13 protein-coding genes are annotated in these 21,459 nt (G+C 59.7%); 2 read left to right on the top strand and 11 right to left on the bottom strand.

Annotation, left to right across the window (positions count from 1 at the left end):
- Nucleotides 1-14: 14 nt before the first annotated feature.
- Nucleotides 15-2,069 carry an AAA family ATPase gene (locus NB311A_RS10865; protein WP_083780438.1) on the bottom strand — a complete coding sequence of 685 codons (2,055 nt, stop codon included), beginning with the start codon at nt 2,067-2,069 and terminating at the stop codon, nt 15-17.
- On the bottom strand, nt 2,066-3,571 hold the full coding sequence (locus NB311A_RS10860; RefSeq protein WP_009798590.1) for a VapE domain-containing protein: 1,506 nt from the start codon (nt 3,569-3,571) through the stop codon (nt 2,066-2,068). The genes NB311A_RS10865 and NB311A_RS10860 overlap by 4 nt, the downstream gene beginning before the upstream one ends.
- 697 nt (nt 3,572-4,268) lie before the next feature.
- Between NB311A_RS10860 and NB311A_RS23180 the strand changes: the two genes are divergently transcribed.
- Both NB311A_RS23180 and NB311A_RS10850 read left to right on the top strand, forming a co-directional pair.
- Nucleotides 4,269-5,450 (top strand): hypothetical protein, encoded by a 1,182-nt coding sequence (locus tag NB311A_RS23180; protein WP_371256503.1) that lies wholly within the window; start codon nt 4,269-4,271, stop codon nt 5,448-5,450.
- Nucleotides 5,443-5,784: a DUF2958 domain-containing protein gene (locus NB311A_RS10850; protein ID WP_009798588.1), complete on the top strand. Its 342-nt coding sequence runs from the start codon at nt 5,443-5,445 to the stop codon at nt 5,782-5,784. Before NB311A_RS23180 ends, NB311A_RS10850 begins: the two co-directional genes overlap by 8 nt.
- Before the next feature lie 287 nt (nt 5,785-6,071).
- On the opposite strand, the gene NB311A_RS10845 is transcribed toward NB311A_RS10850, so the two are convergent.
- From NB311A_RS10845 to NB311A_RS10810, 9 genes are all read right to left on the bottom strand, one after another.
- Nucleotides 6,072-6,638 (bottom strand): phospholipase D-like domain-containing protein, encoded by a 567-nt coding sequence (locus tag NB311A_RS10845; RefSeq protein ID WP_009798587.1) that lies wholly within the window; start codon nt 6,636-6,638, stop codon nt 6,072-6,074.
- Entirely contained in the window at nt 6,635-8,863 is a 2,229-nt protein-coding gene (locus tag NB311A_RS10840) for a hypothetical protein (RefSeq protein ID WP_116394756.1), read from the bottom strand. Before NB311A_RS10840 ends, NB311A_RS10845 begins: the two co-directional genes overlap by 4 nt.
- Nucleotides 8,850-13,196, bottom strand: a complete 4,347-nt coding sequence (locus NB311A_RS10835; RefSeq protein ID WP_009798585.1) for a DEAD/DEAH box helicase family protein — start codon at nt 13,194-13,196, stop codon at nt 8,850-8,852. Before NB311A_RS10835 ends, NB311A_RS10840 begins: the two co-directional genes overlap by 14 nt.
- Nucleotides 13,193-14,818, bottom strand: a complete 1,626-nt coding sequence (locus NB311A_RS22295; RefSeq protein ID WP_009798584.1) for a hypothetical protein — start codon at nt 14,816-14,818, stop codon at nt 13,193-13,195. The genes NB311A_RS10835 and NB311A_RS22295 overlap by 4 nt, the downstream gene beginning before the upstream one ends.
- Nucleotides 14,819-14,959: 141 nt before the next feature.
- Nucleotides 14,960-15,943, bottom strand: a complete 984-nt coding sequence (locus tag NB311A_RS22290; protein ID WP_009798583.1) for a hypothetical protein — start codon at nt 15,941-15,943, stop codon at nt 14,960-14,962.
- Entirely contained in the window at nt 15,943-17,466 is a 1,524-nt protein-coding gene (locus tag NB311A_RS10825) for a class I SAM-dependent DNA methyltransferase (protein ID WP_009798582.1), read from the bottom strand. The genes NB311A_RS22290 and NB311A_RS10825 overlap by 1 nt, the downstream gene beginning before the upstream one ends.
- 207 nt (nt 17,467-17,673) lie before the next feature.
- Nucleotides 17,674-19,632, bottom strand: coding sequence for a DUF3732 domain-containing protein (locus NB311A_RS10820; RefSeq protein ID WP_009798581.1), 1,959 nt, complete (start codon nt 19,630-19,632; stop codon nt 17,674-17,676).
- Nucleotides 19,629-20,114, bottom strand: a complete 486-nt coding sequence (locus NB311A_RS10815) for a three component ABC system middle component (RefSeq protein ID WP_009798580.1) — start codon at nt 20,112-20,114, stop codon at nt 19,629-19,631. Before NB311A_RS10815 ends, NB311A_RS10820 begins: the two co-directional genes overlap by 4 nt.
- A complete protein-coding gene (locus tag NB311A_RS10810) occupies nt 20,111-21,328 on the bottom strand; it encodes an ABC-three component system protein (protein WP_009798579.1) in 1,218 nt (405 codons plus the stop codon). The genes NB311A_RS10815 and NB311A_RS10810 overlap by 4 nt, the downstream gene beginning before the upstream one ends.
- Nucleotides 21,329-21,459 lie beyond the last annotated feature (131 nt).

Genomic DNA, 21,459 nt, shown 5'->3' with positions numbered 1-21,459 from the left:
AAGTTTCGCGACCTCTAAGCAAGCCACCAGCCGCGCCAACTGCGATTGCGATTCTCAGCGAGAGACCAATTCTTTATGAGCTTCTCCACTTCCGCGAGTTGCCGGCTGTGATCACCGCTCCAAAGTCGCTGAATTTTCGCTATCTCATCGCGCCGCCTGTTAACCTCCCCTTGCCGGTCGACGAATTCCTTCTGCTCCCAACCTCGCCGAATCCATGGCCACGCCTGCGCGTCGAATGCGGACAGGGGCAGCATGTTGTTCATGCAGGATTTCTCGATCGATTCCGCTGTCAGAGCACCCGAAAACTCAAGCAACGGGCTGCGTATCGGTCCCGATGGTCGTCTGATCTTACGAGGGATTTGTAGATGATCGAGCAGCGAGCACGCACCATGGGACACCCCATCGTCATAGAACGAACCGCAAAGCGCCAATACGCGATCCCAATGAAATGTCAGGGATGTCGAATTCTTGGGGTCGCATTTTTGATCCCACTCAACAAACGGCCCTTCGCTGTTGTCTTCGTTGAAACCGTTGCACCAGTCCGCCAGAACAGTCGCGAAATTGGGATCAACAATCTGTGGAACATGAGCGACTATACGGCCGAAAACGCCATCCAAGTCACGTTCATAGACTGTCATGCTTGCATGCGGCTCTCCAGCATCCGAGCAGAGACAATCCAATTTTTCTCGAAATTGCCTGATGGCTTCAATTGCGGTGCGTTCAGACGACTTGGCCCGCCAACCGGGAAAAACGGTGAACGCTGCATTCATCATCCGTCCATGATGCTGTATAAAGAATGAGGCGCGGTTTACGATTTCGCGGACGTCAGCGCGGCTCAGATATTGATCGGTCCTGCCGCCGTCTTCTGAAAAGCGTTCGCTGATAAGTTCGGTGGCGACATGTGGAATCCACACTGCTTGTTGCGCCGACGGCCGTTCGACAATTGGGACAGCAGTCGATATCAGTCCGACACCATCTGTGAGACCTCGGTTTACCAGATTTTCAAACAGCGAGAGACACAGGGTCAGACCCGTTTCATCCATTGACTGACGACCAGCCCAAAAACTCAGCATCTTCTCCCAGAAGCGCTCAAGTTTCCGCGGGCTGTCAACATTAAGACGCTCGCAGAAGCCCGATACAATTCCGAACCGCTCGCTGATTAGCGAATCCACAAAAGCGTCGATCAGTACCTTCTGTCCCAGGATCTCATTGTAGAAGATCGATGTGAGAAGCGCTCGCACGCCTTGGACCTTTGCGGAAATTGGATCATGCCATTTCCGCATGGCCGACATCTGACCTTCAGAATCTCCGGCGGCAAGTGCCTGGAAATACTCGACCAGCAGTTCAAGATGGTGGACGCAAAAGATCGATTTTACATTTTCGGCGCTCACGTGGCCAAAAGCGCCCGCAACATGCTCAAGTCCACCGAGTAAATCGCGGACATGCCCCTGTTTAACTGAGGCGAGTAAGATCAGTCCCTCTCTGTCGTAAGCGATACCTTCGCGTCGGGCGATGGACTCCAGGAACTCGACCGCATCAGCCACGTCAAGCGGGCGAACTTCAATCTCCAGCAACCGAGACCGCAATGCCGCTGTTAGCTGCCACGGATCGGTTGTCGCAAAGGCGAACGCAATTCCACGCTTGGAGTCCTCGACCTCTTTGAGGAGGCTAGTCATTGCCGCCGGTGTCAAGGCGTGTGCTTCATCAAAGAATAGAATGCGCCAACCGTCTCGAACTTCGCGGTGGTGCGCTTCAACCCACCCTCTAACTACGTCCTTCTCACCGCCGAGAGCAGGCACATCGTATTCAACCAAACAGCTGTGTTCTTGGCCTAGGCAGAAACGACACTCGTGACAGGGAGACCCGTGCTCGTTCGGAGCTTCACAATTGAGGGCCTTGGCAAAGAGTCGAACTAGCGAAGTTTTCCCGGACCCATAGGCGCCACTGAGCAGCAACGGTCTACCATGACGTAGCTGGGCCAACCTGGAAAGAAGTTTCACAGACGTGGCCTGGCCCCAAATATCCTCAAATCGTTGAGGCCGGTATTTGTTAGCAAGCGTAAGCTTCATGGCTGTCCAATCGCTTCATCCACGCTCAACGAGGATGACGGACCTGACGAAGCTGATGGACCTGACAGAGATGACAAGCTTGAGGTCGGCGGATGAGACCGCGGAGAGCAACAGTGGCGGCCGTCATCCTGCGGCCTTTTGAGGCGATAGAGCGCACCGGTTTCGGTTTTGATTTTGTCGGCAAAGGGCGTGTCCGGCTGTAGTGACACGCGGTGCATTTCATCCGCAAAACATTTCGCCGAGATCTCCGTTCCCGTCTGCACCATGAAGAGGGCATGCAGCGCTTGAGCTCGCAGGCCGCGTTTCGTCGTTAAATTCCGGACCGGCTCTGATTCGAAATCGAGCTCACGCACCCAGTCAAGAACGCTGTCTCTGCTACGAGACGCGCCTTGGTGATCTCGAAGCTGCCTCAGGTAGGGAAGGATGGGGCTCGGGGCGAAGGCATCGACCGATTGCCACAGTAATTCGTAATCCGTCGAGTTCACAACGTGCCAAACTTCGGCATCGCCGCCTTTCGTAACAGCACCGTTGCGGAACGGCATCATGGCGAAACGTCGGTGGCCGGTGCTATCCTGCACCAATTCGTGAATCGGTCGGTTCGAGGTGCCTATGGGAACGCTGCTCTGCCGAATTCCATCCGAAAAAGAAGTACCCATGCGGCGACGCCGAAGTTTGTCCGCTGTTAGAACCGATTTCAATGCCGGGCCTTCCCTGGTCCGAACTTCCTCCATGTCGTCCAGAAAAATGACTGGGAATCGGAAAATGTCGCCACTCCGGCGATCCGACAAATCGCTGAACAGTGCGGCCTCCGTCGCGAGTTCGCGCAAGGGCGAAATGAACTTCTTGACAAAGACGGTCTTGCCGGTGCCCTGCTCCGCGCTAAAAACGATGGGGAAGCAATGATGCAGGACGGTGCGCCCGAGCTGCTTTTGCTTCACACACCAGCAAAAATGCTTCAGGATTGCGACAGCCAGTTCACGTTCCATATCGAACAGGGTGCCCAATCTGTTCCAAGATTCCCTCGCCCGCTCATAAGCCTCTAGCGAACAGTTTTCTAAGAGGGGACGCATCACGATTTGATATCGGCGTCTCCTTTCCGTTCGCAAAACCTGACGTAATGCAGCGCTAAGGTCGCCCTTCTTGAATCGAGCGCCCCTGCCTCGGGCGAAGAGTACGATTTCGTCTAGCAAATCGTTGGTGTTGGGAGGGTCGACAGCAAGAACCGCGTCGATGTCCTCGGCGGTGATTGCCTGCAACGGGCGGTCTCGCAAGAACAAAGTCCCATCAAAAAGCACTTCAATTTGCCGGCGCGCCATGTAGTCGCGAACAAAGCTTTCCACGTTGCTCTCATCGACCACTTCATCGGTCGGCGCTGAGTGAAAATCGTTTGCGGTTGAGGGTGTAGTCCGATTCGATAAGCCAACGACTTCATATTGTGAAATTGTCGATATATCCAACGCGACGTTGGACGTTACGCGCTCTGCGCGTTCGATGTCGTGCATGATAATTTACTAACTTGGTTTGCGGAAACCGGCATCCGGGATGGAGGCGGCTATTGGTCGGCCTTGCCATCTACTTACTCGATCAACTATTAGCAGGGGATCGAGGTTCAACGCAGTTTTCGCTATTTAGATGCGGTGCTCGCCTTGAAAATCGAAGTCAAAGAGCCGGGCTCGGTTCGGAGCGTGCTCAAGCGCATTTAGCTGGCACTGTTCGTTATGGATTTCCATTCCTGCACGACAATGTCTTCCGACGCGACGAATAGAAAAGGCGGCCACGATTTCCGCGGCGGCCTCCTATGTAAATGTCCCAGGCTTAATCGAGCTTGAGCGCATAGCTCAGAGGGTAGCCAAGATCTGGGGTAATACTCTAGATTTGACCGCAAAATATGGTACCGAAGGACGGTCCGTTGCCCTTCACCTAATCGCCGGCTTTATACTTCCACCCGAGTACCTTGTTCATCCTGAATTCCATTTAGGATCCGGCCCCCTTTTGGTGCCAGCCCAACCGGCCTGAGCCACCATCGTGGTGGTCCGACACTACCGGGCCTGAAACCGCCGGCCTTCTTGCTGAGGTACGCCAACGATTGCTTCAAACTAGTAGCAACCGAGCGCCTATCGCTCTCGGCTGATTCCATATCGCCGTCTACATCGGCAGCCCTCGATTGAATCTCCCGTGTCAACTCTCGTGGAGATATCGATGCCGAAAATTTCTACTGTTCCGTCGGAAGTCCAGATTGGGACGCTTCCCAAAGCTGCCAGCCTCGGACGGACACCGTTCGTCAGCGACGCTATCGCTAAACATTACGGTTCGCACTGCCTAATCGACTCGCGCTTTCGGCGGGCCGCACGCCTGCTCCAAATTTTGTGGATGCATGATCAAGGCATTCCGAGCGCTGACGTGAAAGAGCACGGCGCCCACCTCGGCTCCTACCTTCGAGCCGACGCGGCCGAAACTGGTCTGAACTTCATCTCCCCCCAGGTTCACCTGCTGGCACTCCGTGAGTTTCTTCTGCTTCGCGAGGACGATGCAGCGGTCGACGAAGATCGCCTCATGACCAACACATTGACGTCCATGTGCCTCGTGGCGAATGCCTTCGGTCCGCTCGCTCTCGATACAAAATTGGCGACAAACGTCTTCCGCCAATTGCTGCCCGAATTCGTCCATTCCGTCGAGCGCATCGCGTTTGAACATTCCCCGGGACGTCGCGACGAGCGCTTCCTTGCCGACCGTACCGCATTTGATGTCGCCATTCACGTGACGACGCCAGACGGCGAGTCCGCCATCGTATACGTCGAGGTCAAGTATTCGGAAGAACCGACCAACGTGGCCCGGTGGCGCGACCGCTATAGCGAGGCGTTGAAAGAGGTCCGTCTTTACAAGGATCCCGAGAGCGCAATTCTCCGAGCGCCGCTCATTGAGCAGTTGATGCGAGAGCATTGCGTCGCCCAACTCGCGGTCGATCACGGCATCACACCGCGAGCGATGTTCGTTGGCGTAGGTCCCCGCCTCAACCGGCGCGTCGACGCCGCCTTCCGCGTCTACGCCAGCGAACTGCTCCCGCTCTCGGAGGACGACCCTACCAGGGTCCGGTTCCAGCACTTCACCCTGGAGACATTCATCGACGCTATTGACGTGGCGGGCGATCGAGAAACGGCGGAGCAGCTTTGGAAGCGCTACTGCGACTTCCAGCGCGTTTATGACGCCGCTCTTGCTGTCATTGTGGCGAAGGTGCCGGGCAGCGAGACGCCGAATTCTACGACAGCAACATCCGTCGCCAAGAGCAAGAAGCGGCCTCGCAAAGCAGGATCCCGCACCAGGCACACTCAACCGGGCGGCCAAGCCGAAGTCTCCGATATCGCGGAGACCTTTCATGGCTGAGACAGATCTGCTCACTGTCGAAGATCGCGTCGCCCTTCTTGTCAACGCCTTGGTCGACGAACGCGATCCCTTTCCAGTCGTAAAATTGTTCACGCCGGATGCGGGCGCAACCTGGCTACTGACGGAGTGCGATCCGGATGAGCCGGACCGGTTTTTTGGACTTTGCGACTTAGGCTTGGGTTGTCCCGAGATCGGTTACGTCAGCTTGACCGAGATCATGTCGATTCCTGGGCCGCTCGGCTTACCTGTCGAACGGGACCTCCACTTCGTCGCGTGCAAGTCGCTCACGACCTACGCCGACGAGGCACGGATCAAAGGACGAATCGTCGCGTAGCATCTAACATCAATTTGCAGCGGCACCGGATGCCGCTGCTTCTTCAAGATGGATTGGCCGATGCCGTTATTCCGAAATTTCTATCACTGCTATCGCTGCGACTACGAGTGGGAGGGCATTTGGTCTGCCACCTGCGACGACGATTGCCCAAAATTGCGGCGCTCGTTACGTCTCGCCCGAGCGCAGCGAGGATGCCTAACTAACCAGTCGTCGACTGAAATATGATATCAATCGAGACGACCAGCGAGATGGCGGGGTTCAGTTGATGTGTGCAGCATAGCGGCTCTTTAGATGTCGGGCACCGCTCTGGCTCCCGCCGCCATGTTGACAACCGCATCGATCAGGATCTTGACAGCATGCACGGCAGGACCTTCAACTAGAATCCCGCATTCCAGGTTAGCAAGTTTCGAGCGCCGGAGCAGATTGGCCGAGCCCACATAGGCCGCGACGCCATCCGCTAGCACGATCTTGGCGTGGAACGCCTCTTGTGTGAGGCCAGCACCTCCATAATCGATAATGCGGGTCGTCGCCCTTTCGAGCCGCCGTCCCGCCTCGCCGCAGCCGCTGATCTGCGAAGCATCCCTGATTACCAGAATACGTTCTATGGCTTGCGTAGTCTCGAACAACTCAGTGGCCCAGTCTGCCCCAATCCGATCCATGTACGGAATCATGACCGTGAACCTCTGGCGTGCCAACAGTGCTAAGTGCCGAAAGGCATCCGTCGTCGGCGTAAGCGTGACATAGTCGCTGGCGATATCAGCCGCGAGTGCGTCGGCAAGCCGACTCGGCGCCGGCGGCATTGTCACAACCAGCCTCGCGGTTGCACGCGGCGAGATCAGGACCTCGTCGGTCATTTCGAAAGAGCTACATCGAAGAAACCAACCAGATCGGGCGCCGACTTCGGCTCCCATTCGGGACCCTTGCCGCCCTTGAGTACGGCGCGCGACAGCAACAGGTTGGAGGCAATGCAGCTCACCTCTGACACCATCACGCAGGCAGGGCAAGCTCCACCTCTCGCGTCGCACAAACTCCCGGACCCGCATCTCAACATGCGTGGGGCGATAGCTCGGCGCAGGAATTCGTCCGCGTGGTTGCGCCACATCGCCGAGATGTTGCCGAGGTCGGGCGTCATACCCTTGCGATAGATCACGAAAGCAAGATCCGCGGGAAAAATGTGCTCGCCAATGCCGTCACGGTCGACGCCGGACGCGTCAGCTAACGAATGCATCATCTGGTGCGACAGGGTATGAAGAAGTAGGTAAACATAGGCCGGCAGCGTGCGTGGATAGGCTCCTGTACCCTCACGATCCTTGAACATTTCCAAGAATGGTCCAAAATCCTCATACCGTTCTAGATATGCCCGGCCTAAACTCTCGTCGGGAATGTCGACCACGATGTTGGCCTTCAGCCAGCGCAGCACTCTCGCCTCGTCCAGCTTGAAGTAGAGCGCCTCGTTTTGCTGCTGCGTGATGTAGATTGGTCGCTTCGTTCCCTGGACCGGAAGCTGATCGAAAGCCTTGAGGCGCACCGGCATATCGACGCTTATGCCCTGGTGCTCTCGCTTGTAGACGGGCGTAGCGGAGACCCGGGTATAGCCGAAGCTGAATTCGCAGATGGGCAGATTGCGGACGATCACCAGACGCTCGACGCCCAGATGTTCGAGAAGGTTGCCGATATTGGCTTGGTAACGCGTCTTCCGCAGCGGGTCATTGACGACGTCGGTTAGGGTGATGTCTGGCTCCATGACGTCAACGGCCGCGTGTCGCGCCATCGCCTCTTCAATGTGTTCACGGATAAACGCATTGTGCTGAATGGTAAGTCGGATTGGGTCGTATCGGCGTGTCCAGTCTTCACGCACGTTGATGGCCTGGAGCACGCCTGGGCTACCAAGTCTGCCACGCTCGACGATGCCGGCGGCGAACCAACCCTCGCGCAGCTCGTGCGCATTGTCGCGGTATGCGCGCGCGCGTTCTGGGCGACCACCTTCTTCCGCCCGCCGCGCCATGTCGAGGAAACTGACGTAGTCGTCCCAGTCTCCAGCATGCGTCGGATCGGCCTGAACCATGACTCGCACCTCATCGTCCGATGGCTCAGCGAATGGAATGTGATGTATCTGGGCCAGCTTCGCGACGAGTTCTCCGGCGCGCGGTGGGGTCATCAGCTCAACGACAGAGCTGTCCTGGAATTCGATGAAGCTAGTGCGCTGGGGGTAGAAGGTCGAGTTGGCGCGGTAAGACACCGGCAGCATGTTGACTTCGATCCACTGGAAGGCGCGCCCGCCGGCGTTTTGTTCGGTCTGTAGCCGTGCGAGCACCTCCGGATCAGCTTTCTTGAGCGAACGCGCGTCCCCACAGCCTTCACAAACGTAACGCCATTCCGAGAATACCGGAGCTTCGTTGCGCAGCTTGAAGCTGGCCGAACCGCAAGTGCACATTCTGATCTGGCGCGTACCTCCGGTCTGTGGGTCGAAGTTGAAGTTGAACGGACTTAGAGGTTGAATTTCACCAGACCAGTGCACGTAGACAACGTCGACTTGCGTCCAGCGGGCATCGTGGCCATTGCATTTCTTGGGGAGTGGCTGCCGCGCCTGATCGGCGACGCTTTCGTACTCGCGCGTCGAGCCACAGATACCGCAGCGGTAAAGCAACGGGTAGGGGACGTACCCGACGCGGTCCGGCCCGGTCATCTGGAAATCACCGCGCTCTATCCGGACCTCGCCGGTTCTTGAGTCGCGGAAGGGGGCGTCAAGAACGAGCTCGGGAAGCGCGTTGGGGACCGCCTTCATGGCTCGGTCACGCCAGTTGGTGGCGGAGTCGCTCAGGTGTTCGAACACGAGGTCGATTGTGGTTCGGTTAAGTTGCTTGGTGATGTCGTTTGCCAACGGTACAGAGCGGCAGATGCCCTTTCCGCCCTCCCAGGTCATGAGCACCCCGGGTGCGTATGACCCTGCTATTTGCACGCGCGATCTCGACATGGTTGGGGGCTCGAGGATTTCAGCCTCGCGCCTCACGCCGCCGAAGGCCGCTGGCCGCCGGTTCGCGGTCCGCCAGTCTCCTCCGCCCCGCTTACCCACGCTCATAGCCGCCTCCGTCCGCGTCCATCTCCGAGGCCGTCCCTCGTTGTGACCTGATCGCGCGCATGACCTTGGCGAGGTCTTGTCGGTCTACATCCGTGGATCGCCCACGGGCCAGCGGATCGCGACCAGCGGCGACAATGTACCCCGCCTCGTCGACATCTCGCAGCGACGTCATCGGAGGGCGAAACGCCGGCAAGTCATCCCAATAGTCACGCAGGCTCGCGATTGTGCCCCGATTGGAGATGTCGCGCACGAACGTGTCGACCTGCTTCTCGACAAGGGCACGGTAAAACTCCGCGTAGTGGGGCGTTCCCAGCTTTGAGGCTCCTCTTCCGGCGAAGCCGCTCGCCCGCAGCATGAATTCGCCAAGCGCCTCGCAGAAGGCCACATGATTGCGCCGCGCCAGAGTGGCAAACCGGCTAATTTGATCCATGTGGTTTACCTCTGCTTTTCTGCAGTCCTCCTGCGCGATGAACTCGCGCGCCTCGCGTAGCATCGCCCACGTCTGGACATATGAGGCCATGGTCCGCTTGATCGCGTTTTCTGCCCAGCGTTCGACAGCCGGCGGCGCAATCATCCGTTCAAGGAAACGATGGAAGATGTCATGGGTCTCGATGACGTAGCGGTCACGGCGGTTCTGGGGCGTGGGAAGCAGTATGACAAAACCGACATGCGTACGTCCGACGCGGCTCGAAGCCTGGATATATTCGGCAATGTCCGATGGCAAACCGGCGAAGAACATGCTGTTGAATCGGTCGACATCCACGCCGTGGCTTATCGCGGAGGTAGCCACAATATTGCGTAGGGTCGTTGCAATGTCGGGATAGATAGCACCTTCGAACGAGGTCTCGGCATCCTCCATGACCCCCTGGATGTCCTTCATGTCGATGCCGCCAGAAATAAGGCGGCTTTCGAAGGCCGTATGCGCTCTTCCGATGCGCCTATGCTGGTGTTCGACCGCGGCGCTCAACGCGTCGATGATCTGATCGCCTCCCTTTTTGTTGGTGACGTAGGCGAGCGCGATACGATGAAGGTCGACGAGAGCCATGATCTCGTCTGCCCGGCCTCGGGCGATAGCGCGATCTATCGCCGCTCGGTGCCAATCTCCCGCCGTCCCCTGGGGTATTGCCGAGCGGATCAAGGCCACGGTGGGCGCTCGGCGGTTATCGTCGAGCAAGCCATCCCACAGGGAAGTGACGATGCCATGGAACGCCGCCAGCACGCCGACCGTGGTCACTGTGTGGGTGGCGTCGTTCGTCATAAGCGACACGTAGAGCCGCATCCAGGGCGCAGTCTGCTCGGGCCGCATTGTGAATGGAAGGGCTGCAGTGAACGCGACGCGTTCCCCATTGCCTGCAGGCGGGTCGGCCGGTTCGGCAAAGAACGAGTGGTAGAGGTCTGGCCCGGGGTATGGAAAACGAAGCGGGAGACGCTGATAGATGGTCTCGAGCTGACGCTCGGGCGCGGAGATCGTGGCTGTCGCTGCGATGACCTTCGGCATACGTGGGGCGCCCCACGCGTCCCCCGTCCAGCGACGCGCGACCTCAAGTCCGTCGCCCGCCATGTCCGCTACGTCCTTCATGACCGTTTCCAGCAGCGTCTCGAACAACCCGCTGAAGGTACCGAGGCTTTCCTCCAGTAGGTGGGCCTCATCCTGAATGATGAGCGACGGGAACGGATCGTGGAAGACGCGTTGGCCGTTGGCATAGGCCGGAAAGACGTTGAAGCAGTCATCGTCGGCGGGGTCGCGCCGAAGGTCGTCCTCCCGCCGCGGCGTATCGAAATTGCCCCACCTGTCCATCCTGCGAGCTAGGCCGAACATGCCCAGCACCTTGCTGACTGTCGCAGTGTGTTGTCCGAGCATCGCGAGCTTGTCGACTGTCCCCAGGACTATGGCCGGTGCGCGAGCGTAGATCGCGTCATCGGTCAGCAAGAACGGCAGGGGATGCCGCCCGCCATGCTCGCGATTCCATGTGCAGCCTTCGTTGAAGCAAACAATTACCGCGCGCTTGCCGAACGGGCTTTCACCTTCGTCGCGCCTTAAACCCGTCGGCTTGCCGCAAATCGGGCACTCGGGGATCTTGTCATACGCCTCGAGCGCCTCGACGTAGCGACGACCCTGTGCGCGTTGCTCCTCATTACCGGATTTACCATCGAGCTCGCTGTCGTCAGTGAACCCCTCATCGCTCGCAAGAGGGATATCGGCGCGGAACGCGCGGTAGTGATTCGGCGTGTTCTGATTTCCAACCCAGAAGCCCATCTCGAAGGGCCAATGTCCAGCTTTGTGCTTGCGGCGCACAATCTCCGCTCGCACAACAAGCTTGAGTAGGCGTTGCGCCTGCTGCAGCGTGAGCAAACGCAGAGGGTAGCGGATCATCGCTGTGATGCCCCGATCCTTCCCGCGCAAACGATCGAGAAACATGGCGAACAGCAGAGCGCCGTAGAAGGCCTCGGACTTTCCGCCACCGGTGGGGAAGTATAGGAGGCTGACACCTTCTTCGTCGAGTTCAGGGTCGTGGAATTCGCGCCACTCAGTCATGTGTGAGGCAAAGACCGGCACATGTGCCAGGACGAAGGCTATTTGGAAGAGGCGCCAACCTCGCTTGGGGTCATACTCGTCGCGAAGCGCGAAAGTTTCATTGGTCATGGTCCACGCCCGCCACGGCGCGGCCCTGCGCTCGAGCGCTTCTCGTTCTGCCAGGCTCGCTCCAGATAAGCACTCGTATGCGATCTTCGAGGCCATCAGGACTTCGATGCCGCGCTCAATGTAGCGCGCCTCGGCACGCTGAGCGGCAATGTCCTTGCGCAACCGCGCGGCTTCAATTTCCGCATCGGCTGGATCGAGATCTGCCCCGACCGTGTCCCGGAGGCGCAATTCCTGTCGATCAATCCATTTGACGTAGGATCGAGGCAATTCGAGCAGCTTAGTCGGATCGAAGCCCTGGTCCTTCAAAACCACGAACTCGAACGATACATCAATGCGACGCGCGACGATGCGCGGCTGCGCGAAGCGAGGAGCCACCGTGGTATCGAGCCCAAGGTGGCCTTCAGCGCGCCGGGCCTCGACACCACAATTGATGCCGATCGCCGGGTAATCGAGATAGTCGCGGAAACGATACGACGGCTCCACCCGGTCGAGTCGCAACGGATGATGCGCGGCCTCGGGCAACAGCAGCGAGAGGCTGGCGCAGAAAACGGTGTTGCAGCGGCCCTGCGCGTCCCGCGGCGTGAGCTCGGGCGACTGATTGTCCAGCATGATCCGCAGCGACAGGCGGCTGGGGTCGAGGAAGTCAGCTTGCCGTTCTACTTTCACCACCACACGGGAGAGGTCTGGGACAACACGTGCGCGCTCAACGGGCCGCGCGGCAAGTGCGGCCGTCGCCGCAGTCCATTTGGCCTCGTCAAGCGTCTCGCCCGGCTGCACTGCGGCATCACGCCAAGCTTCGGTCGACCCGTCGCCGGCGGCCCACGCCTCCAGTTGCGCGGCCACCGCTTGCCTGAGCGAGGAGTTGTACGCCTCGACTGTCGCGGCGAGGCTGGCGTCATCGGCGTCACTGGCAAATTCGATAGCCGGCAATGACAGATCGAGCCGGCGCCACTTGCCGGGAACGGGCGCGGGATCAACCAGGCCGAGCGGGATCGCACGGCCTTCGCGCACGAGGCGCGCGATCGGCGCGGGCTGGGGAGGGTTGTCGTCGAGGATGTTGGGATCGCTTATTGCGCCGTCGTTCGGCAGAACTGCATCAGCCGGTTCACTCTCAGGTTCGCCGGACAGGAGCTTGATGCCATGCGCCGCGTAGGCTTTGGTCCGGATTGCCGCGAGAATCTGTGTCCGCCGCGCGCGCACGGTTGCGCGCTTCGCTTCATCCATGCCTTTCCAATCGGGACGATCAACACCGGCCGCTTGCAACGCAGGTACGCGTTCTGCTCTGATGGCATCGTCGATCTGCTGCTGGATACTCTTTAGCAGCCTGAAATCGAAATCGAGCTCGCCGCCGCCTGCAGTCAGGTCCCGCCAAAGCGGAATGACGCGCACATATGCAGAAAAGCGCGGGGTGACCCGGATGGTCGCGCCACTGCCGGCTCTGACAATGAGGTCCATCCCGATCGCCGCGATCCGGATATCGGAGGTCTCGTCAACCGCGCCACCCACATCGAAGCGCGGGAGCAACTGCCCGGCGAAGATTCCGCGACGCGGCGAATTGCCCAAGATAGTCCGGCCACGCTCATCATTGCCGCTGACCCTTGCAACCAGCGCATTTACCAAGGAGTCGCAAATGGCCTCCTTGAGTTCGATGTCGACGTTGGCGAGCTGTTTGCTTGAAAGGCCTTTCACGCTGCCTCCAAGTTCCGTGTTTCGGCGACGATAGCTACATGTTCTTCGGCCATGGCGCGAAGCGCGCGAATGTCGGCGCTACGGTTACGATTGATTGCGAGCGCAGCATGCGGATCAGTGAGAATGCCGCGAAAGGCATCGTGGAAGATGTTTCCTGCGCGCAGCCTGTGCGACCGCTGTGCGACTACAGCCCAAAGCCAAAAGCTTTCCGCCAGCTTCTGGCCGATACCGAGCGCCGCCGTGAGGCGCATGAAGGTATCGCGATCGTGCGGGGCATGGGGGACGACATCGTGCAGCGGCTTGTCGAGTTCGCCGTCGAGATCGACCCAGTAGCGCGCCCTATCGATCGAGATAAGCGGCACTCCCATCTGAGACACGACGGCCCGAAGGCGCTCGTTGATCGAGGAGCCCGGGATTTCGCCGAAGCGGCGAGCGACCTGATGATGGTATTCGCGGATTTCTGCTACCGCGGTCGCGCGCACGTTGACGAGTGCGCGCGCCCGTTCAATGAAGCCCGGGCCGATCACGCAAACCTCGTCCCCCTTTTGCACCTGCGAAGCCGGGCGCTCGATGAAGGCGGTCGTCGTGGCGTTGTCATTGCGCAGGACGATGCCGGTCGACGGGCGCGCGATGATCCTCTGACCGTTGTCCATAGAGATTTCGATCAAGCGCCGCTCGCCCCGAACTCCGCCGCTCAAGTCGACTACGGAGCTGGTTGGGAACTCGACATCGTCGGGCGGCATCTCCGCGTCGAGCTGCACATTGTGCCGTCCAATTTCGGTAACGCGCGCCGTGGCACGCGCCGCGAACAATCGCAGCCGGGCAGCGAGTGGGGCTATGTCGATCTCGTCGGCCAGAGAGTTCGCGTCGCGCGCGGCGAAGGCGAGCGTGTCGGCGTCAGCCAAGATTAGGATCTGCTCGGGCAGCCAAGCCTCGGCAAGCGACGCAAGGATCGCGGACCTTGTGGGGGCAACGACGACCGCCCGCTTGAATTGGTTTCGCATTGAGTTGGGCATGGCCGTGATCGTACTCAGGACACGCTCGCCTACGAACCGGATAATCCCAGCGTCGAGCCTTTCCGTCAGCTTCGCATGCGCCGTCGATAGCCGATCGGCCGCAAATTCTGCGACCATGTCAGAGCGAAACAGAAAGATTGACCTCGAACTCGAGCGAAGGGCCGGCTGTATCGCGTCCTCCATCAGCGTCGACATCGGTGTCGCCTGTTCCAGCGAGCGCATGATGGCCCTTGTTTCCGACATCACCTGCGCCTGTGCGTCGGCCTGGCTGGCCGGGCTACGTGGATCGGTAAGACATGAGAGCTCTGCGGCGACGCGGTAGATCGCGAGTTGGTCGTTCGCCGTTGCCGTGGAGGTTTCTCGTTCAAGAAACCGGCTGAGTTCGGCAATCGAGCCGGGCAGGCACGCCGAGCGGCGAACTGTGGCGATAACGACCCTCACCGCATCAGCGCCGGTCAGGTCACCTAGCTCCGTTAGCCGGCTCGCCAGCCCCCGCAGCCGTTCTATATTGCGATCGACATCGCCAAAGAAACCGTCGACCTTGATACGCGTGCCGCCCTCGAATTGCGGTTCTGCCTGTCCAGGATTCTGCAGGAGTCCCGACACTGGCGAGTACACAACGTGCCCAATGGCCGGCAGCGTCTTTGCCTTGCGGCCAGGCTGCTTGGTTCCGAGAAGGTCAAAGCGTGCGGCTCGGTAAGTCCACGGATCGTCAACAATTGCGAGGATGCCGGTAGATGGATGGACCTACCGCATGGTGGCGACCATGTCCGCGGCGTGCTTTTGCCAGTTCCAGCCGAGCCGGTCGCGCGCACTTTTAGACAGATCGAGTATGAGTAGGTCCGGTGCCCTTTGAATGGCTCTCAACTCCGCGCCGGGGCGGTCCCCAGCGCGGATTGTATAAAGATAATATGGAGCCATCGCGGGATGGTCGGCCTCGCCGGAACGCTTGTGCGTCGCTATGTCCGTCTTGCTCCGTGTTCGCCAGAGCAATGAGCTATTGGAGGGCCGAGCTCCTGATGGCGAACCGTGTGGGACTATCTCGTCCAAGATCGGATGCTCGAACTCTGCGTAGTCCATGCCGTCCTTTGCCCGCCCGCTCAATCCCCGCACGCGCGCCAGAACCTGATGGTAGTCTTTTGCCGCATCGGCACCACCCGTCAGGTAGCGCTTGAGGTGCTCGAAGTGCACTTCACCGAGGAGATGGCGATCGACCTGTACCGAACGGGCCAACGCGTGCGTGCTACGCGCATACGGAAATACGACGGCCCGGAGCTCATCGGCTCGCTTGCGGGTATTGGACCATTCTCCCTCGATCAGGATCTGCTCGACATCAGCACTTCCGACGACGCCGATCGCCAAAAGGGCTGCGATCGCTGAAGGCGATATTCGCGTCGGAGGCCATGGCATCACCACCTGCGCTGATCCATCTCGGGCTACCTCCGCCGCGGACCGCACCAACCTCCTGTAGGCTGGCGTGAGCTCTGCTACTTCTAGAGATGCCAGTCGGTGGAACGGCTGGACTGCAAGCGCCGCCATGTATCCTTCCACGTTCCGATCGATGCGCTCAACAGGGGTACTGGCAACGGTGGTTTCCGCCGCCTGGCGCGAGACTTTGACAGACAGCTTCGACGTTAGTCCGGCCCGCTTTTCGAGCTGCGCCTGGCGCTGCAGCTGTCGATCCCGCAGGTCGGTGCCCGGTGCGCGGTCAAAGGGGCGGTGCCGCGCCATTAAGCATCAACCATGTCTGCCTGCAGGCGATACGCAGCGAGAGCCGCAGCTTCGGTATCACCGGCGGTTTCGCAAAGCGCGGCCTGGAACGCTGCCGGCGTGGGAAGATCGAGCTGTCGGAGCAGAGTCACAGAGACGGCCGCCGTTCCGGATACGCGGCGGTAGCGCTGGTCGACCGCGGCGGTATTGAGAAGTGCGACGGCAAGCGCGAGCCGTTCGGGATCTTGGGCTGTGAGCACAATCGTATGGTTCTCCGACACGAAGCCGCCCCACCGCGCGACGACGGCGGGATCCACCATCGCCGCAATAAGCCGTCGCGGCTGTTTGTCGTTAGTTGTACGTTGCATGACGGCCGCCGTTGACCGGATCACTGCCGGGCTCTCATCCTGGAAAGTGACAAAATCGATCCTGGTACCCAACTTGCCGGCGGGCCGGCAAAGCTCTCCTGGTTGCACGTTCTTCGCCCAAATCAGAGGAAAGCCACGCCGGCTTCCGAGCTGGGTCACGAGTCGGGCGCCTTCGCGATTCCAGACGAAGTATCCCGCGCGCGCGCTGACCCCGTAATCGGCCAGCGTCGCGCCACCGATCGTCTGCGGATCGAAAGCGGGAAGCGGCCAAGCTGCGTCAGGTTTTGTCGGTAGCGCCTGCTCAAACACGCGGGTCATGGCGGCCGCCGCGCCGATGATTGGAAATCGCACCATTGCTTCCGCACGATGAGGTTTTCCCTTGCGGGCAATCAACACACTAATGTCTTGGGCGACGTCGAGAAAAATGCCGTCGCGGTCGGCGATTGAGCCGATTGTCAGCACCTCTCCCTGCGATCGGATAAATTTACGCATACGGCCGTAAAGGGGGCCGGCCCGAAAACTCGAGGGGATAACGAGCGCGACTACCCCTCCAGGCTTTGCATTGCGGAAGCAGAGTTCTGCGAATAGCGCGTACTTATTGATGTGGCCGGTATGGGCAACGCGCCGCCACGCCTCGCCGTGGACGTCGTCGATCGACATCCGACCATACGGGGGGTTTGCGATGACAAGCCCATACGAGGCTGGGATTTGAACTCGAAGCGCATCGCCGATGATGACGACATCTCGCGGCAATGCCGCGCCCAATCGATCGGCAATCAGGTGGCGGGAAAGGGTTGCCAAGCCCGCGTCGATCTCGATACCGTTAAGCCGAAAGGCGACCTCGTTCGCGGCAAGCCCTACGGCGGCCATTCGACCAGCGATCGTCGACAAGAAGGCCGCACCGCCGGCCGCCGGATCGAGCACGTCATCGCCTGCCAGATCAAATCCGGCCTCGATGGCCAACTCTACAACCGCATCGGCCACGCCCGGCGGTGTAAAATAGGTCGCTTGTGATCGCCGGACCTTGGTCGGCAGCATTAGCGTGTACAGCGTACCAATCCAGTAATGACGCTCCTCGACCGGCAAAATCTTGAGCGCCTTGCGGAGGGCCCCGAGCCGCTCATCCGCTCCGATCTCGGCGAGTAAGCCTAGACATGCGTCGGCACGTGCTTGCATCGATGTGGCATCAGCCGCAAGAATCCGAGCAGCCAAACGGGCTCGAGTCAACAGCGTCGTCTCGCCCCCCTTTGGCTCCACGTGTCCTCTCCCGTCCCGGCCACCCACAGTCGTTAGAATGATGTAAGACGATGTTCCCATAAAATAACAATATAAGTGTGAGATCAACCGAGTACTCGGTAGCGTCCAATGGCGCTTGTGAAATTCCTATTCGGCGCCGCGTGTCGGCCAATTGAGTGGAATAAGGGCTTGTCCCGAGGCACGCGTCCATCGCTCCCTAGTGGCGGTCACGTAGCGGGGGTCGTCCGCGAAATATGCATGTTCAATGAGCAGGACCTGTAGCCCCTTCCGTCGAGCCGTCTCGGCGAACAGGAAGTCGATGTGCTTGCGCATCGCTTGCACGTCCTCATCTTCCTCTCCGCCGGAGATTTCGGCCTCGTCCTCGTCCTCGCCGCTTGTTGGGAAGTAAGGTCGACTGATCTGGTCGAGCACGAGCAGACCTGGCACCGGAGCATTCACCGTCTCGAAGTAGCGCTGTAACGCGAAGGAGAGCGCTATGTGGATCGCTAGATAATTTTGATCAGATCCGACATCAGGAAGCCTTAGAACAGCACCGCTTCCCTCTTCAATGACGGTAACTTCCGGCTGGCGGGACGAGAAGTCGAGTTCTGACCCGATGCAAGGCGCCACAGTCGGCAGCGCCACAAATGCCTCAGACGCAAACTGCGAGATTCTTGTCTCCGCCCGCCGCAGCTTGATTTCTTTCGCTTTCTGATCGACCCGCGCCTCCAACTCGGCGATCTCGGCGCGCAATACGCTGAGATCGCGCGCGGCCTGATGTGGTTCGTCTATGCTCGCTTCTAGAAAGAAAGAAATCCGGCCGAGTAGATGTGCTCGAAGCTGGCCAAGATCAGCCAAACGGCGCGTCTCCTCGCTTTGGCGCAACCAAGTTTGAATCTGATCGTCGATGCGGCGCAGCTCGACATTGAGCCGGCCGATCTCCTCCTCAAGCGCGCCATCATGCTCGACAAGCCGGGGCCTCACACGCTCCACGGCCACGCTCTCCGCACGCACTTTCGTCAGAGTGGCCTGCAGAGCCTGGGCTGCCTCGCGTCCGCGCTCGGATGGGGTCTCGCACACTGGGCAAACTTCAGCGATACCGTCGAGATGCAGGTGCTCGGCTAGCATGAGCTTGTCACGCTGACGCGAAACGGCGCCTTGGAAGCCCGTCGCCTCGCGCAGCGCCGTTCGGGTCGCCTGCAAGCGCCGACGTAGCGCACTGACTTCGGACAAAATCTCTCGGCGCCGCCGATTGAGAGCTCCCAGTTCACCCTCGTCCGGGTAAGTGTTTGCCTGAAGCTGCGTCTCACATATCGTCTTTAATTCTGCGAGAAGCGTGACCTCTGGCGCATCCGGCGGGGGCGACTTGGCCAGCCCGATGCGATGGGCTTCAGTAAGGAGACTGATTGCGCGCTGCTTGAGCGCCGTCTCGGCAGCCGCGCGCGAGCGTGCTTTCGCCCCCTCTTTTTCGAGCGCCCGCTGCAGCTGCCGCAGCCGCCGCTCGTCAATTGCGCTCGCCTCGTCGGTCGCGCGAAGGAAGTAAGGCATAGCCGCGATGATGTCGCGCGCCTTGTCCGCCTTCTCCAAGCCGTGGAGGAGGGTTGACTCGCTGTATATGACCTCCTTAGTCACAAACAAATAGGGTGTGACGTGGCGCACGCTGGCGCGCCCACGCACGCCAGCGACATCCGGCTCCGAGATTACATCGCCGATCCCGAACGCGCGCTCGATAAAGGCCTTCGCAGCCTCAACTGTCGTCGCACCGTCGAACTCGTCTACCGTCTCAGGCAGCGGCAAATTTCGACCGGTGGCGGTGAACATACGCGTGCTGGTTGCCTGACCTACGGGCGGGATCACGCGTCCGACGATCATCTCCGCGTCGCCTGCGATCCATTTTACTCCGACCGCGACGCTGCGTCGGCGAACATGGGCGGGCAGCTCGCATTTGCTCGAGCCGAGGCAGTAGTCGATCGCCTTGATCAGGGTCGATTTGCCCGTGCCAGAGGCGCCCGTGATGATGTTCAGTTCGTCAGCCGCGAAAGTCACCTCTCGGCGCTGCCTGGACACGCCCAGGAAGAAGATCGTGGTGATGTTCCAGCGTGTCATGCTGTTAGTCCCATCATATCAAAAACCGTGCGGGTTGAGCCTGCTGCGGCAAACCAATACCCAAGGCGTCCGGCCCGCTTCATTGCCTGCGCCGGCTCCTGGCCAAGCGCGCTGATTGCGCTCGGCTTCAACTTCTTGTCTCCAAGTCTAAGGAACGTCCCTTTGCCCAAGATCAGCAGCTGTGCGAAGCACCCAAATCGAATCGCCTCGGTAACGATGTCCAGTGAGGCGTTTGCCCGCTTGGCCAGCCCGACTCGGACCTGTGGGCTGCGCTCCAGCCATTCGAGTAGGCCAGTGTTCTTATTCGTCCCGGCGAAAGTGCTAGCGAGCTCGCCCGAGAGCGCGACTGGCAGCGCTAGATACACAGCTGGCGTCTCCGGCCCCTCAGGCCGCATCGACACATACGTTTTGGTGAACTCGACGAGAACGGCCGCGCAGAAGGCAGGATTGGTCTCGGCATAGACGTCGTGGGCGACCTTCATTCCCCATCCTCGAGTAATTTCTCGTATTCAGGATGCCAGCCCACCTTCATGTTGATCGCGAGCACTTGATAGCTCCCGCGCACATAGTAGGCCGCACCCCAGCCTTCGGCGATTGGGCGAACGATCGTCGGCGCGTCGTTATGAGTCCAGCGCAGAAGATTCAGCCCCGAGGCGCACTTCGCGTCATCTTGGAGTGCGGTGCAGCCGTCCACTATCTCGGCGTACCGATCAGCCCAGTGCTCACGCAGGACATGGTCGTACTTGGTGATCCTTGTCGCCATTGCGGGACTGTTGGCGAGCCACCGAGCCCGCTGCTCACGTGCCTTCCACTCTTCGCGAATGGCACGCTCAAGGTCGAACGGCTTGCCCTTCACAAGCGCTATCTGCCGAGCCAGCATGCTATCCGGCTGGTAGTCTTCAGGATGGCTGATCGTCTCGAATTCGGGGACGAGGTTGCCCTGCTCAAGATCGGCAACAATCGCCATAATCTGGGCCTGCAGTTCGGTCCGCGTGATGACACACTCGCGCTCACGGCAAAGGGAGTAGACGATCTGCCGATCCCACCATTCGATGAGACGGCTTGCCACGGTCTGCCGATGCTCGGGGAGCACGAAATGGAAATGGCCTGCGATCTCCTGCTCAACCTCCGCCACCGTCGGACTGTTCGGGCGAATTTGGACGCGGCGAAGAAGATTAAGCCGCTCCGATTCGGAAAGATCGAGAAAAGCGGCACAGCCATTGAAGCGGTCGGCGTAGGGTGGCGCATTGTTCGCTTTCGCAGCGACTTCGCGCGCCTCCATGACACGATTGGCTTCTGTCGTCATCGCCGTGACCAAATCGGAGCGGTCGGCCCCAGGGTCAGTCAACGCCATAAGAGCGCTATCTACAGAAATCTCGGCCACGGTTACGAGGTGCAGCGTCGTATCGGCTAGGCTCAGCGATGGCAACGCATCGATCCAGACCTTCATCGTACGCCAAAGCGATGTTGATTTGAGGGTGATAGGCGCCGGTGCTGCGCTGATCGAGTGCTTGAGCTGATAGAGCAGTGTCTGACCGTCAGCCTTAAGCTCTATGTCATCAAGTTGCTCGATGCCGATCGCCGCGTCGTCTGTAGTCAGCGTCACTAGGATTTGGAGCGCATAGAAGGATTGATACCAAAATCCGAGCGCCGCGGCATCGGCCGAGTGCGCTTTGCTGGCGTGATCTTTGTCCATACCTCAGCCTGCCCCAAGCGATTATTGTTATTGGACAATCATAGCCCAACACTCCGCCAAATCTACCCGACGATTGAGCGGCGCAGATCGCAGGAGGCTGCTGAGTATGGTTGTCGTCTGCCGGTGCGCGA

This window comes from Nitrobacter sp. Nb-311A (assembly GCF_000152905.1).
In the GTDB taxonomy this organism is placed as follows: Bacteria; Pseudomonadota; Alphaproteobacteria; order Rhizobiales; family Xanthobacteraceae; genus Nitrobacter.
This window is presented reverse-complemented; position numbering and strand designations above follow the sequence as displayed.